Source organism: Rhizobium sp. BR 249, assembly GCF_047445895.1.
Classification (GTDB): domain Bacteria; phylum Pseudomonadota; class Alphaproteobacteria; order Rhizobiales; family Rhizobiaceae; genus Rhizobium.
Genome location: NZ_JARWKX010000001.1, coordinates 145,775 through 159,896, shown reverse-complemented (window position 1 = coordinate 159,896; position 14,122 = coordinate 145,775). Strand labels below are relative to the sequence as shown.

Below are 14,122 nucleotides of genomic sequence, written 5' to 3'. Positions count from 1 at the left end.
GATCAGGGCGGTGAGCGGCGGTACTGCCGCCGCTCCTTCATCTGATCCCGGCGACAGAAGGAAAAAGAAATGGCATTGGCAGATTTGCTCCATCAGGATGCGATCATTCCCGCCCTCAGAGTAAATTCCAAGAAACAATTGCTTCAGGAGTTGGCAGCAAGAGCCTCCAGGATCACCGGGCTTTCCGAGCGGGAGATCTTCGACGTCATCCTGCAGCGCGAGCGCCTGGGTTCGACGGGCGTCGGCAACGGCATCGCCATTCCCCACGGCAAGCTGGTGAACATCCATTCGATCGTCGGCATCTTCGCCCGTCTGGAGCAGCCGGTCGATTTCGAGGCGCTGGATGACCAGCCGGTCGATCTCGTATTCCTGCTGCTTGCCCCGGAGGGCGCCGGCGCCGATCATCTCAAAGCGCTCTCGCGCATCGCCCGCGTCCTGCGTGACCACGATCTGGTCGCAAAACTGCGCGCAACCGATTCCGCCTCGGCGATTTACGCTTTCCTCAACGAAGAGCAGACCTCGAACGCCGCCTGAGCGGCATCGATCCCTGAATCAAAAAAGGCGCCTGATTTCTCGGGCGCCTTTTTCGTTTATCAAAGCTCGACGTTCAGAACTCTTCCCAGCTATCCTGCGCCACGGCAGCCGAGCCATGCGATACGGTCGCGGGGCGGCGGGTCGCCGGGGCGGCAGCGTGACGGATCTGCGGGGAGGGCGCAGCCGGCGCACGCATCTGCCGCGCCACGGAAGCGAGCGCAGTGGCGTTGCCGGAACCCGAAACCCTGAAGCGGGTGGCAAGCGCCTTCAGCGTCTGCGCCTCGTCGTTGAGCGCCACGCTTGCCGCGGTCGCTTCTTCCACCATCGCCGCATTCTGCTGCGTCACCTGGTCCATCTGGTTCATGGCCTGGTTGATTTCCTTCAGGCCGACCGCCTGTTCGCTGGCTGACGCCGAAATCTGCCGGATGAGGCTGTTGATGCCCATCACCTGCTCGGCGATCTTGTGCAGCGTGCCGCCGGCGCGGCCGACGAGATCGACGCCCTCCTTGACCTGGACGGCCGAGGTGTTGATCAGCGTCTTGATCTCCTTGGCGGCATTGGCCGAACGTTGCGCGAGCTCGCGCACCTCCTGGGCGACGACGGCAAAGCCTTTACCGGCTTCGCCGGCGCGGGCGGCTTCGACGCCGGCATTGAGCGCCAGCAGGTTCGTCTGGAAGGCGATCTCGTCGATGACGCCGATGATCCGCGAAACCTCCGTCGACGATTGTTCGATCCCGTGCATCGAGGCGATCGCCTTCTGCACCACTTCGCCCGATTTCTCGGCATCCTCACAGGCGAAATTGACGTTCTCGGCGGCCGTGCGCGCATTCTCGGCGCTGGAATCGACCTGTGCGGTGAGCTCGTTCAGCGCTGCCGCCGTCTCTTCCAGGCTCGCCGCCTGCTGTTCGGTGCGCTTGGCAAGGTCGGAAGCGCTGTTGCTGATCTCGCCGGTGCCGGAGCCGATATTGGCGACGCTGAAGGTCAGCGTGTTGATGGTCTCTTCGAGGCTCGCAAGAGCGGCGTTGAAATCCTGTTTCAGCTTGCCGTATTCGCCGGGAAATTCTTCGGTGATGCGGTAACCCAGATTGCCGTGAGACAATTCGGAGAGGCCGGCGCCGACGATCGAGACGATATGACGCTGCAGCGATACCGATTGCTGACGTTCCGATTCCGAACGGCTGCGTTCCGTCTCGGCGGCTTGCCGCTGGTCGGCGGCCTCGTTTTCGAGGCGCTTGGAGTCGGCGAGCTTGAAGCGGAAGCCTTCGAGCGCCTTGGCGACCGAACCGACCTCGTCGCTGCGGTCCTGGGCGGCGACGGGCTTGGCATATTCACCGTCGCTGAGCACCTTGACGCTGGCGACAAGGCTGCCGAGAGGCCGCTGCACGAATGAGCGTACGGCAAAATAGAGCGCGAGCATCACCGCGCCGAGCACGATCAGGCCGGTGGCGACCATCATGTAGGTCTGGTCCTGTACCGGCGCGTTGATCACCGTATGCGGGACGTCGACGAGCACGACCCAGGTGGCGTTGACGCCGGGAACCTCGAACGGATAGACGACGCGGTCGAAGGGATCGAGGCCGTCATAGGTGAGGTTCCTGACAAGGCCGGCTTGCTTGTTCGACAGCGCCGCCTTGACGACGTCGGCGCCCTCACCGTCATATTGCTTGGTGATCAGGTCGGGGATCGGCGCGACGATCCAGTTGCCGGCCTGCGACAGCAGCGTGACGCGGCCGGAGCCGAAAGGATGCAGCGCCTGCAGCTTGTCGGTCAGCGATTTCAGCGAAATGTCGACGCCGCCGACGCCGATCATCTTGCCGCCTGATATGACGGGATAAGCAATTGATGTCAGCAGCGTGGGTACGTCGGTCCCTTCGGCGAGGTAGGGCGTCGTGATCGCGCCCTTGCCGCTGTCGGCAGCAAGCTTCCACCATTCGGCGGTATAATCATTGTCGAAAGTCGAATACTGGACGCCGCCATCCTTGGTCTTCGACCAGTAGGGCGTGAAGGCGCCGTTCTTGTTGGTGCCCTCGTCGTTGTTATTGGCGATTTCGGTGGTCTTGCCGTCGAGCGCGCCGAGCTGCTCGCAGAACCAGCTGCCGAAGGCGAAGGCGTTCTGTTCGAGATTGGCTTTCAGTACGTTGATCATGCCCTTACGATCCAGCGACTTGCCTTCATGGGCGCGGCCGATGACGCCTGACATGCTGCGTGCGGCGCTGGCGAGTTCGCCGACATTGGCGGCGATTTCGCTGGCGATCGATTTTGCCTCGAGGTTGGCCTGGTCCATCGTCAGCGTCTGGACGCGATCCCGGGTCTGGCCGATGAGGAAAAAGTTCGAAACGGCGAGAACAAGCGCGATGGCGATGCCGGTGATGACGATGAGCTTCGCCGCAAGCGATTTCATGCGAAAAATGAACATGGGATTCCTCGGGCAAGGATGCGCCGAACGGGCATTCTTCGGCACAGGAGCGAAGGCTCGCTCCGTCATGGAGCAGCCATGTGGGTGGTCAACCAAAGGCAACAGATGCCGGCGACCGCCAGCAACATCGCCAGAGATCTCTTAAATTTAAATGAAACTTTAGTGGCTTACTTAAGCAAAACCGCAAGAATCCCCCCTGAATTTAAAGGGCATTGCTGGCGGTTTCGCAAAGGGGCGCGGTTTATATCCTGTCTACGACTTCTTCGCTGAGCGGGATCGAAGGCTGTGCCCCTGATTTGAGGCATGCCAGCGAACCGGCGACCGCCGCGCGGCGCAACGCCGAGGCAAAATCGAGGCCTTCGTCGAGGCTCGCAGCGAAATAGCCGCAGAAGGTATCTCCCGCGCCGACCGTATCGACGGGTTCGATCACCAGCCCCTGCGCCCTTGAGATCGCGCCGTCGCGGATGGCGATGACTCCGTCGCCGCCGAGCGTCACGATCAGGGTCTGGCCGGTTTCCTGATGCAGGCGGGTGAGCGCCGCCTCACGCGCGCCGGCATCCAGGCCGTTCTGCCCGGCGAGCCGCTCGAACTCGGTCTCGTTGGCAATGACGATATCGGCCAGGCGGCCGAGACGCGGCGCATCGGGGATCAGCGGCGCGAGGTTGAGAATGCTGGTGATGCCTTTGACGCGGGCTGCCGACAAGGCGCGCTCCACGGCCGGGACCGGCACTTCGAGCTGCAGCATCAGGATATCGCCTTCGCTCATGCGGGCGACCGCCGCTTCGGCATCGGCTGGCGTGACGAGCCCGTTGGCGCCCGGAACGACGGCGATCATGTTTTCTCCGTCGCCGCCGACGAGGATCAGCGCCGTGCCGGTGGGACCATCGACATGCCTGATGAGAGAAAGGTCGGTTCCCGCATCATCGAGCAGGGCAAGCGCGTCCGCGGCGAAGGCATCCTTGCCGACGGCGCCGGCCATATGCACGTAGCGGCCGGCGCGGCGTGCTGCCAGCGCCTGGTTGGCGCCCTTGCCGCCGGCGGCCGTGGCAAAGCCGTTGCCGGCCACCGTCTCGCCGGGCTTCGGCAGGCGCTCGGTCGTGGCGATGAGGTCCATGTTGATGGACCCGAAAACTGTGATCATCAGGCTGTCCCGTCTTTTGGAGCATGCGGACGACATCATGCTCCTGCTATTTCATGAGGGGCAGACACTGCCCGAAGCGGTCACTCCTCGTCAACCACCCGGAGCTTCAGAAGACCGGTGCGGCTTTCCACCGATTTGGCCGCGGGTTCGCTGTCGCGGGCGGGCTTGCCGTCGCCGCCCGCCTCGAATTCCAGCGCTTCGATCTTGGCGCCGCGCTTGGTCAGCTTGTCGGCTGACGTGACCACCATGTCGATATCCTTCTGCGCCATGGCGAAATGGCCCTGCAGCTTGCGCACACGCTCGTCGAGGCGGCCGAGATCGTCCATCAGGATCGCCACTTCGCCCTGGATCAGATGCGCTTGCGCGCGCATGCGCTGATCCTTGAGCACGGCCTGGATGACCTGGATCGACAGCATCAGCAGCGACGGCGAGACGATGACGATGCGTGAGCGATGCGCCTTCTGCACCACCGGCTCGAAGTTTTCGTGGATCTCGGCGAAGATCGATTCGGAGGGCACGAAGAGAAAGGCCGTCTCCTGGGTCTCTCCCTGGATCAGATATTTCTCGGAAATGTCCCGGATATGGACGTCCATATCGCGGCGAAACTGCTGGTTTGCGATCTTGCCGGCCTCGGGGCTGGCCGCGTCGCGGATCGCGTTCCAGGCTTCGAGCGGAAATTTCGCGTCGATGACCAATGCCGGCGCGTCGTTCGGCATGCGGATCGTGCAGTCCGGCCGCGAGCCGTTGGAGAGCGTCGGCTGGAAAGTATAGGCGCCCATCGGCAGGCCGTCAGCGATGATCGTTTCCATGCGCGACTGGCCGAAGGCGCCGCGCGTCTGCTTGTTGGAAAGAATGGCCTGCAGCCCGACGACATCCTTGGCGAGTGTCTGGATATTGTTCTGCGCGGCATCGATGACCGCCAGCCGCTCCTGCAGCCGCTGCAGGTTCTCATGCGTCGATTTCGTCTGCTCGGTAATCGTCGAGCTGACGCGCTGCGACATGCCGTCGAGACGCTGGTTGATCGCCTGGTTGAGCTCGCTCTGCCGCGCGCCGAAAACTTCGGCCATTGCCGTGATGCGGCCCTGCATCTCCGCCTGGATCTTCAGAAGTTCGGCCATGCGCGCCTCGCCTTCCGCCGCACGGAAGTTCGCCTCCTCCGCCTGCTCGCGGCGAAGACCGGCGCTGCGCAGAAGAAGGACGACCACCAGCACGGCGAGGGCTGCGAAAACCCCGCCGACGAGCGCCAGCATGGCCGGGCTGATCGAGGCAAGGGAAAGGGTGAGCGATTCGGAATGACTGGTCATGCCGCAACCATAACAGAAGAAACGGCGAGATATAGATCAAAGCGTGAACGGAATGGGCGGTCCCCAATATCTTCGCAAGCCGCTGTTCTTCCTCGTTCGTAAAAAGAAATCGCGGGCTAATTTAACGAATGCTCTATTCGCCAAAACTGTCGCGCGCGGCCCGAGGGCCATTCCGTCGTCGCTACCCGCCGAGCGGCGTGACGCGAATATGGCGAAATTCCGGGCGGGGAAGCAAAAAAGCGCGCTCCCCGCCTGCCGGATAATTCCATAGTCGGAAAAGATGGGTTATGGGAACGCCATGACCATTAAGCCACTCATCATTCTTCCCGACCCCGTCCTCCGCCAGATATCCAAGCCGATCGAGCGGGTGGATACCGACCTGCAGCGCCTTGCCGACGACATGCTGGAAACCATGTACGACGCGCCGGGGATCGGCCTTGCCGCAATCCAGATCGGCGTACCGCGCCGCATGCTCGTCATCGACGTGTCGCGTGAAGGCGAAGAAAAACAGCCGCAGGTCTTCATCAATCCCGAGATCATCAAATCCTCCGACGAGCGTTCCGTCTACGAGGAGGGGTGCCTGTCGATTCCGGACTATTATGCCGAGGTCGAGCGTCCGGCCGTCGTTTCGGTGAGATATCTCGACCGGAACGGCAAGGAACAGACGGTGGAAGCCGACGGCTTGCTCGCCACCTGCCTCCAGCACGAAATCGACCACCTGAACGGCGTGCTCTTCATCGATTATATCTCGCGGCTGAAGCGGGAGATGGTGATCAAGAAATTCACCAAGGCGGCGAAGTCCAAGGCGCTCTGACGGCGCATTGAAAATACGCTGGCAAGGCATTATGATATCATTGATATCATAATTGAGGCGTCGCATGGGCGATCTGCTGATCAGAAATATTTCCGACGCAATGAAGCGAGATATTGCGGAGGCGGCGCAGCGCAGCGGAAACAGCCTTTCCGATGAGGCCAAGGAGCTTTTACGGGAAGCGCTTCAACGAAAAACTGAAGCGAAACCCGAGACTGTGTCGGCGTATGAAGCGATACGCGCCGCATTCGTAAGCGAAGGCGCAGTGGATGACGAATTTGCTGCAATCATGGAAGAAATAGAGGCGGCGCGGAAAAAAGACTTCGGGCGACCATTCGAGGATTTCGAATGATCGTTCTCGATACGAATGTGGTGTCGGAGTTCGCCAGGCCATTGCCGAATGAAAATGTGAAAGCCTGGATATTGCGGCAGGATGGCTCGCGAATCTGGCTTTGCACGGTCGGGTTGATGGAGCAGATTTACGGAGCCGAGAGGGTTCTCTTAAAGACAGGATCGGACCGCTTCTTTCGTGCTGTCGAGAATTTGGTGAAAGGCCAATTCCGTGATCGTATTGTTGGCTGGGATTTGGAAACGGCTATGGCGACCGGTCGCTTGCGAGCGAAACGCGAAAGCATAGGGCGGCCGATTTCGGTCCAGGACGCCATGATTGCCGCCATCTGCCTTTCAAACGGCGCGACGCTCGCCACCCACAACACCAGAGATTTCGAGGGGCTTGATCTCAAGCTCGTAAACCCGTTTGAAGACGGTTGATCCTCAATTGGCGAGATAGAATGTCTCTTCGCATCATCTTCATGGGAACGCCCGAGTTCTCGGTTCCGACCCTGCGCCTGCTTGTCGAGGCGGGCCACAGGATTGTTGCCGTCTATACGCAGCCGCCGCGGCCGGGCGGACGGCGCGGGCTCGATCTGCAGAAATCGCCCGTGCATCAGGCGGCCGAATTGCTCGGTCTCCCGGTCTTCACGCCGGTCAATTTCAAAGACCCGGAGGAGCGCGAGAGGTTTGCCGCCTTCAATGCCGACGTCGGCGTCGTCGTCGCTTACGGGTTGCTGTTGCCGGAGGCGATTTTGAACGGCACCCGGGATGGCTGCTATAACGGCCATGCCTCGCTGCTGCCGCGCTGGCGAGGTGCCGCGCCCATCCAGCGGGCGATCATGGCCGGTGACGAGAAGACCGGCATGATGGTGATGAAGATGGACAAGGGGCTGGATACCGGCGCCGTCGCGCTGACCCGCGAAGTCGAAATCGGCTCGAACATGACGGCGGGCGAATTGCACGACCGGCTGATGCTCGTGGGCGCCAAGGCGATGGCGGAAGCCATGGTGAAGCTGGAGATGAACGACCTGCCACTGACGCCGCAACTGCAAGAGGGCGTGCTTTACGCCGCCAAGATCGACAAGGCCGAGACGCGCATTGAGTTTGCCGGAAATGCGAGGGATGTGCACAATCATATCCGTGGCCTCGCGCCGTTTCCCGGCGCATGGTTCGAGCTTGAGATCGGCGGCAAGCCGGAACGGGTGAAGGTGCTGGGCTCGGAACTGGCGCAAGGGCAGGGCGCGGCCGGAGAGCTGCTGACGGATGATCTCGTGGTCGCCTGCGGCTCGGGCGCGGTGCGGCTGACGCGGCTGCAGAAGGCGGGCGGCAAGCCGCTCGCGGCGGCCGATTTTCTCAGGGGCACGCCGCTTGCGGCGGGCACGAGGCTCTCCTGATGCCGCGTTACCGCATGACCGTCGAATATGACGGCGGCCCCTATGTCGGCTGGCAGCGGCAGGAGAATGGTCCTTCCGTACAGGGCGCGATCGAAGCCGCCGTGCTGTCGCTGAGTGGCGAGACTGTGTCGGTCCGCGGCGCCGGACGCACCGATTCCGGCGTTCACGCCATGGGGCAGGTCATTCACGTCGATCTTTCTAAGGACTGGTCGCCCTATAAGCTGCAGAATGCCTTGAACGCGCATCTGAGGCTCGCCGGCGAGCGCGTCTCCATTCTCGATGTCGAGGCGGTTCCCGAATTCTTCGATGCTCGTTTTTCCGCGCTCAGGCGTCACTACCTCTACCGCATCGTCAGCCGGCGGGCGCCGCTGGCGCTCGAAGCCGGCAAGGCGTGGTGGGTGCCGAAGACGCTCGACCATGAGGTCATGCATGCCGCCGCCCAGAGGCTTGTCGGCAGGCACGATTTCTCCACCTTCCGTTCCGCCCATTGCCAGGCGAACAGCCCGGTGCGCACGCTCGACCGGCTGGATGTGACGCGCAACGGCGAACTGATCGAGATCCGCGCCACGGCCCAGAGTTTCCTCCATAATCAGATCCGCTCCTTCGCCGGCACGCTGAAGCTCGCCGGCGAAGGCAAATGGACACCCGACGATGTCCAGGCCGCGCTCGAGGCGCAGGACCGCAAGGCGTGTGGCCCGGTGGCCCCGCCCGAAGGGCTCTATTTCATGCAGGTGGATTATCCCGAGGTGATCACCGACCGGCGAAGGCCGATCGACGAAAACGACGACGATCTGTCGTAATGCCTCCGCCGCGGAGGCGGATCAGGCGGGATAGATGCCGAGGAAGTGCTGGAGATATTCAGAAAGGATCATCGGTGGCACTAGCAGCACCAGCGTCAGCGCGCCGACCATCAGCGCGTGGCCGTAACAGATCATCCGCAGAATGCGCGCCAGCACGAAGACCTGCGCCAGCATGCAGGCGAGCAGCAGCAGCGACACCAGGCCGACCGTTCCAGGCAGGAAGAAGACCAGCGCCAGCAGCAGCCCGTTGATATAGGAAAGCGGCACGCCGAGCCAGTTGACGCTGACGACGAGGGGCGCGAAGCGCTCGCCCATGCGGAAGGCAAGCAGAAGCAGCCCGGCAAAGACCAGCGGCACGAACCAGTTGGCGATTTCGACGAGGCTGAGCCTGATATAGAAGGCGAAGTCGACATCGGTTTCCGGAGGCATCGTCCGCAGGAAGACCTGCCGCCACCAGAGCCAGGAAATGCCCATCGGCGGCAGGCACCAGGCCATTGCCCAGAACGAGCGGTTGACGCCGCGATCCGATAGGTCGAGGAAGCGGAAGCCGCGCGGATCCAGCCGGATCAGCAGCCAGAGGCCCGCCAGATAATATTGGACTTCCCTAAGACCCGGCATTGGCGAACCAGCGTGCGATGAAGGTCTCGTAGATCGCCGTCAGCGTTTCCAGATCCGCGACGGCGACACGCTCGTCGACCATGTGCATCGTCTGGCCGACGAGGCCGAATTCGACGACCGGGCAGTAATCCTTGATGAAGCGCGCATCCGACGTGCCGCCGGTGGTCGAAAGCTTGGGCGACCGGCCGGTCACGTTCTCGACGGCAGAAGACAGCGAGGCAATCAGCGCATTGTTGCGCGTGAGGAAGACATGGCTCGGCCGGTCGGCCCAGGCGATGTCGTACTTCACGGGCTCCCGGCCCGCCCGCAATGCGCCGTCGCGCGCGGCGGCGTCGAGGCGGCGCAGGATCTCGGCCCTGAGCGTTTCGACGGTCCAGCTGTCGTTGAAGCGGATGTTGAAGCTTGCCGATGCCTTTGCCGGAATGACGTTGGTCGCGGGATTGCCGACATCGATGGTGGTCACCTCGAGGTTCGACGGCTGGAAATCGTCGGTGCCGCCGTCGAAGGGCGGGTCCATCAGTGCCTGCGTCAATTGCAGAATGCCGCGCACCGGATTGTCGGCGAGATGCGGATAGGCCGCGTGGCCCTGCACGCCATGCACGGTAATCTTGCCCGACAGCGAGCCGCGCCGGCCGATCTTGATCATGTCGCCGAGACTGTCCGGATTGGTCGGCTCGCCGACGAGGCAGGCATCCCAGCGCTCCCCGCGCTCGGCCGCCCATTGCAGGAGCTTGATCGTGCCGTTGATCGCCGGGCCTTCCTCGTCGCCGGTGATGAGGAAGGAAACCGAGCCTGCGGGCGGCCCGTTCTTTTCGATATGGCGGGCGACGGCGGCGACGAAACAGGCGATGCCGCCCTTCATGTCGACGGCGCCGCGGCCGAAGAGCTCGCCCTTTGCAATCTCGGCGGCAAAAGGCGGATGCGTCCAGGCCGCCTCGTCGCCGACCGGCACGACATCGGTATGGCCGGCAAACATCAGGTGGGGGCCGTCGCTGCCGAGGCGGGCATAGAGGTTCTCGATATCGGGCGTTCCCTCTTCGCTCGCTTTCACTTTGTCGGTTTTGAAGCCGAGCGGCGCAAGCATCGCCTCCAGCGCCGTCAGCGCGCCGCCTTCGGCGGGCGTCACGGAGGGGCAGCGAATCAGTGTCTGGAGATTGGCGACGGGATCGGTAGCGGTCATGGCGGTCGAACTATCCGGCGGGAATGGCAAAGACATGGCAAGGCGAGGCCGCCTCACGTAAAAAGACGCCGCCTGTTTACCGGATCAATGTCCAGCTGTCATCAATCCCGGAGCAGTTCGTTGATACCGGTCTTGGAACGGGTCTGCTCATCGACGCGCTTGACGATGACCGCGCAATAGAGATGCGGGGCCGGCTTGCCGTTGCCCATGGTCGCATTGCCCGATGGCATCGAGCCGGCGACGACGACGGAGTAGGGCGGCACTTCGCCATAGGTCACTTCGCCCGTGGCGCGGTCGACGATCTTGGTCGACTTGCCGATATAGACGCCCATGCCGAGCACGGAGCCCTCACGGATGATGCAGCCCTCGACCACTTCGGAGCGGGCGCCGATAAAGCAATTGTCCTCGATGATCGTCGGGCCGGCTTGCATCGGTTCCAGCACGCCGCCGATGCCGACGCCGCCGGACAGATGCACATGCTTGCCGATCTGCGCGCAGGAGCCGACCGTTGCCCAGGTGTCGACCATCGTGCCCTCGCCGACATAGGCGCCGAGATTGACGAAGGACGGCATAAGGATCGCATTCGGCGCGATATAGGCCGAGCGGCGCACGACGCAGTTCGGCACGGCGCGGAAGCCCGCGGCGCGGAACTGGTTCTCGCCCCAATTCTCGAATTTCGAAGGCACCTTGTCCCACCAGGTTGAATTGCCCGAGCCGCCCTTGACCACCTCCATGTCGTTGAGGCGGAAGGACAGCAGCACGGCCTTCTTCAGCCACTGGTTGACCGTCCAGGCGCCATCGGCGCCGCGCGTCGCCACACGGACCTTGCCGGCGTCGAGCAGGTCGAGCGCCGCCTCGACCGCATCGCGGACCTCGCCCTTCGTCGACGTGTTCACATTGTCGCGATTGTCGAAGGCGGCTTCGATGGTCTTTTCGAGGGATGCGAGGTCGGTGGCGCTCATGAGAATTCCTTAAACTTCGATCTTTATCGTGGAGACGGCAAGGTCTCCGGAATTGCGATTGGCGGGATTGGGTCCTGCTCTACAGCATGCGTCCGTAGAATGGAATGATTTTTCGGGCAAGTTCACCTGGATTCAAGGCGTTATAGCGACATATCCGGTCTCACGGCCGGCAATACTGAAAGGCATTTCGATATGGCGAAGGGACGAAACGGCGGTTCTAGGCGCAAGGATGGCGTATGGGATCCGCTGAAGAGCAGCTCGACCGACAGGCAGCGCGCCGAAGCCGTGCCGAAGACGCCGCAGACGATGTCTCCGGCCTATCGCCTTGCTTATGTCGACGAGGACTTCCTCTGCCGCGAGGAGCTGCGGCCGATCCGCCTGCAGCTGGAACTGCTGAAGACGGAGATGATGCTGACCGAACGCGGCATCAGGTCGACCGTCGTCATGTTCGGCGGCGCCCGCATTCCCGCCCCTGGCCAGAGCGCCTGGGCGGCGCGCAACGATATCCAGCGCGCCAATCTGGAGGCTGCGTCCGTCTATTATGACGAGGCGCGCAAATTCGCCCGGCTCTGCTCGAAATATGCGGCGACTTTCGGTTTCCAGGAATATGTCATCGTCACCGGCGGCGGCCCCGGCGTGATGGAGGCCGGCAATCGCGGTGCGACCGACGAGGGTGCGCCGTCCATCGGCCTCAACATCGTGCTGCCGCACGAGCAGGCGCCGAACGCCTACGTGACGCCGGAGCTCAGCTTCAACTTTCACTATTTCGCCATCCGCAAGATGCATTTCATGGTGCGCGCCAAGGCGATCGCGGTCTTTCCCGGCGGCTTCGGAACGCTCGACGAATTCTTCGAATGCCTGACGCTGATCCAGACCGGGCGTATGGAGCGCTTGCCGCTGATCCTCTTCGGCGAAGCGTTCTGGAAGAGCATCATCAATTTCGACGCATTGGCCGAATTCGGGACGATCGCGCCCGACGACGTCAAACTGATCAGTTTCGTCGAGACGGCCGAAGCGGCGTGGAAGATCGTGCAGGATTTTTACGAACGCCGCGAGTAAGGCCTGGGCGCAGCATTTCGATCGTATGAGAGATAAGGATCTCGTTCCCCGCCGGAGCGGGGAAGAGCGGAGGCAATGGTTCGTCCGGCCTTACAGGAACGGCCGGTCCGGCATGTCGTCGATCGAGATGACGCCGTCCTTGTTGCGGTCCATCCGTGCAAACAGCTTGTCCATGGCGGTTTCGGCTTCCTGTTTGGAAATCTGGCCGTTCTCGTCGGTGTCGATCCGGTGCAACATGATCGAGGCATTCATGATGTTGCCGCCATGGCGCATCCAGTGATGCCCGCCGCGACCATCATGATCATCGCGGGGCGACCGCCCCTGATCGCTGTTGTCAGATGTCTCGGGCGCTGCATTCAGATCGCTGTTTTCGCCGGCATTCTGCTTGCGCTGGTCGCGCATCGCCTTCATCTCAGCCTGCCGATACTGACGGATTTCGCCTGGCGTGAGCGACCCGTCATTGTTGGTGTCGATCGTGGCGAAGATCTTGTCGACGCCTTCCGTCGCCTCGTCCTTGGAAACCTTGCCGTCCTTGTTCGTGTCGAACTGCTTCAGCATGCGGACATAGGTGATGTCGAGGAAGGCGTCGCGGCCCGGACCGCCCTTGCCGGCATGGTGGCGTGGCCCGTCTCCGGGGGCGGCGAAGCTTGCTCCGGCTGCAGCGCCGAAAACGAGGGCGGAGGAAAGTGCTGCCAGTATCAGCTTATTGCGGTACATCGTATTTCCCTTTCGTAAGGTGTCCCCTCACGAAAGAAGATATGAAAGCGAGGCCGGAAGACCCAGTTAAACATCTGTAAGCTGGGTGAAACTTTCGTAAGGTGAGCCGTCAGCGGCCAACCTTGCCGAGGAAGGCGGCGAGATCGTCTGTGACGAAGTCGATGTGATCTTCCTCACCGCTGGTTTTTTCCCACCATTCGACGACCGTTTCTTCCAGATTGCGCGGCACGAGCAGTACGGTCTGCATGCCGAGCGCTTTCGGCACGGTCAGATTGCGCGGCAGATCCTCGAACATCGCCGCCTTGCTCGTTTCGACGCGTTTCAGCGCCGTAAACTTGTCATAGGTCGCCTGCGCCGGTTTCGGCACGTAGTCGGCGGCGACGATATCGAAGATGTCGTCGAAATGCTCGAGGATGCCGAGCGCGCCTGCCGTCATCTCGGCATGCTTGACGCTGCCGTTGGTAAAGATGAATTTGCGCCCCGGCAGCGCCTTGATCGCCTCGCCGAGTTCCGGCTGCGGCGTCAGCGCCGAATAGTCGATCGCATGCGCCTTTTCGAGGAAGTCGTTCGGATCGATGCCATGATGGATCATCAGGCCCTGCAGCGTCGTGCCGTGGTCGAGATAATACTGCTTCTGCAGCTTGCGCGCTTCCTCCCGCTCCATCTGCAAGAGCGCCGCGACATAGGCGGTCATGTTCTTGTCGATCTGCGCGAAGAGATTGACGTGATGGGGATAGAGCGTGTTGTCGAGGTCGAACACCCAGTCGGTGACGTGTTCGAAATCGGCTCTTTCAGGCGTACGGTCGATCTTTGTCATGGCGCCCTTATGGCACAGGCACGACCGTAGGGAAAT

Annotated in this window: 15 protein-coding genes; 7 read left to right on the top strand and 8 right to left on the bottom strand. The window is 62.2% G+C overall.

Going from position 1 to position 14,122, the window contains the following annotated elements; genetic code table 11:
- The first annotated feature begins 69 nt into the window (after nucleotides 1–69).
- Nucleotides 70–534, top strand: a complete 465-nt coding sequence (gene ptsN / locus QD408_RS00780) for a PTS IIA-like nitrogen regulatory protein PtsN (protein WP_065281989.1) — start codon at nucleotides 70–72, stop codon at nucleotides 532–534.
- A gap of 73 nt (nucleotides 535–607) precedes the next feature.
- Here ptsN and QD408_RS00775 read toward each other — a convergent pair whose 3' ends face one another.
- From QD408_RS00775 to QD408_RS00765, 3 genes are all read right to left on the bottom strand, one after another.
- The gene (locus QD408_RS00775; RefSeq protein ID WP_414138018.1) at nucleotides 608–2,950 is read right to left on the bottom strand and encodes a methyl-accepting chemotaxis protein; all 2,343 of its coding nucleotides are present in this window, start codon (nucleotides 2,948–2,950) and stop codon (nucleotides 608–610) included.
- Between the two features lie 241 nt (nucleotides 2,951–3,191).
- The gene (locus QD408_RS00770; RefSeq protein ID WP_414138017.1) at nucleotides 3,192–4,091 is read right to left on the bottom strand and encodes a ribokinase; all 900 of its coding nucleotides are present in this window, start codon (nucleotides 4,089–4,091) and stop codon (nucleotides 3,192–3,194) included.
- 80 nt (nucleotides 4,092–4,171) lie between these two features.
- On the bottom strand, nucleotides 4,172–5,395 hold the full coding sequence (locus QD408_RS00765; protein ID WP_414138016.1) for a DNA recombination protein RmuC: 1,224 nt from the start codon (nucleotides 5,393–5,395) through the stop codon (nucleotides 4,172–4,174).
- A 298-nt stretch (nucleotides 5,396–5,693) separates the two neighbouring features.
- On the opposite strand from QD408_RS00765, the gene def reads away from it, so the two are divergent.
- From def to truA, 5 genes are all read left to right on the top strand, one after another.
- Nucleotides 5,694–6,209 (top strand): peptide deformylase, encoded by a 516-nt coding sequence (gene def, locus QD408_RS00760; RefSeq protein WP_414138015.1) that lies wholly within the window; start codon nucleotides 5,694–5,696, stop codon nucleotides 6,207–6,209.
- Nucleotides 6,210–6,273: 64 nt separating this feature from the next.
- Entirely contained in the window at nucleotides 6,274–6,558 is a 285-nt protein-coding gene (locus tag QD408_RS00755; RefSeq protein ID WP_088684531.1) for a FitA-like ribbon-helix-helix domain-containing protein, read from the top strand.
- Nucleotides 6,555–6,977 carry a type II toxin-antitoxin system VapC family toxin gene (locus tag QD408_RS00750; RefSeq protein ID WP_414138014.1) on the top strand — a complete coding sequence of 141 codons (423 nt, stop codon included), beginning with the start codon at nucleotides 6,555–6,557 and terminating at the stop codon, nucleotides 6,975–6,977. Before QD408_RS00755 ends, QD408_RS00750 begins: the two co-directional genes overlap by 4 nt.
- Before the next feature lie 20 nt (nucleotides 6,978–6,997).
- Nucleotides 6,998–7,933 carry a methionyl-tRNA formyltransferase gene (gene fmt, locus QD408_RS00745; protein ID WP_414138013.1) on the top strand — a complete coding sequence of 312 codons (936 nt, stop codon included), beginning with the start codon at nucleotides 6,998–7,000 and terminating at the stop codon, nucleotides 7,931–7,933.
- Nucleotides 7,933–8,733: a tRNA pseudouridine(38-40) synthase TruA gene (gene truA / locus QD408_RS00740; RefSeq protein ID WP_414138012.1), complete on the top strand. Its 801-nt coding sequence runs from the start codon at nucleotides 7,933–7,935 to the stop codon at nucleotides 8,731–8,733. The genes fmt and truA overlap by 1 nt, the downstream gene beginning before the upstream one ends.
- Before the next feature lie 21 nt (nucleotides 8,734–8,754).
- On the opposite strand, the gene QD408_RS00735 is transcribed toward truA, so the two are convergent.
- From QD408_RS00735 to dapD, 3 genes are all read right to left on the bottom strand, one after another.
- Nucleotides 8,755–9,351: a hypothetical protein gene (locus tag QD408_RS00735; protein WP_088684535.1), complete on the bottom strand. Its 597-nt coding sequence runs from the start codon at nucleotides 9,349–9,351 to the stop codon at nucleotides 8,755–8,757.
- The gene (gene dapE, locus QD408_RS00730; protein ID WP_414138011.1) at nucleotides 9,338–10,531 is read right to left on the bottom strand and encodes a succinyl-diaminopimelate desuccinylase; all 1,194 of its coding nucleotides are present in this window, start codon (nucleotides 10,529–10,531) and stop codon (nucleotides 9,338–9,340) included. The genes QD408_RS00735 and dapE overlap by 14 nt, the downstream gene beginning before the upstream one ends.
- 101 nt (nucleotides 10,532–10,632) lie before the next feature.
- Nucleotides 10,633–11,493 (bottom strand): 2,3,4,5-tetrahydropyridine-2,6-dicarboxylate N-succinyltransferase, encoded by an 861-nt coding sequence (gene dapD / locus QD408_RS00725; protein WP_414138010.1) that lies wholly within the window; start codon nucleotides 11,491–11,493, stop codon nucleotides 10,633–10,635.
- Between the two features lie 192 nt (nucleotides 11,494–11,685).
- Here dapD and QD408_RS00720 point away from each other — a divergent pair, with 192 nt between their 5' ends.
- The gene (locus QD408_RS00720; RefSeq protein ID WP_088684538.1) at nucleotides 11,686–12,552 is read left to right on the top strand and encodes an LOG family protein; all 867 of its coding nucleotides are present in this window, start codon (nucleotides 11,686–11,688) and stop codon (nucleotides 12,550–12,552) included.
- Nucleotides 12,553–12,642: 90 nt separating this feature from the next.
- On the opposite strand, the gene QD408_RS00715 is transcribed toward QD408_RS00720, so the two are convergent.
- Together QD408_RS00715 and QD408_RS00710 are read right to left on the bottom strand one after the other, a co-directional pair.
- A complete protein-coding gene (locus QD408_RS00715) occupies nucleotides 12,643–13,269 on the bottom strand; it encodes a calcium-binding protein (protein ID WP_414138009.1) in 627 nt (208 codons plus the stop codon).
- Between the two features lie 109 nt (nucleotides 13,270–13,378).
- Nucleotides 13,379–14,086, bottom strand: a complete 708-nt coding sequence (locus tag QD408_RS00710; RefSeq protein ID WP_088684540.1) for a pyrimidine 5'-nucleotidase — start codon at nucleotides 14,084–14,086, stop codon at nucleotides 13,379–13,381.
- Nucleotides 14,087–14,122 lie beyond the last annotated feature (36 nt).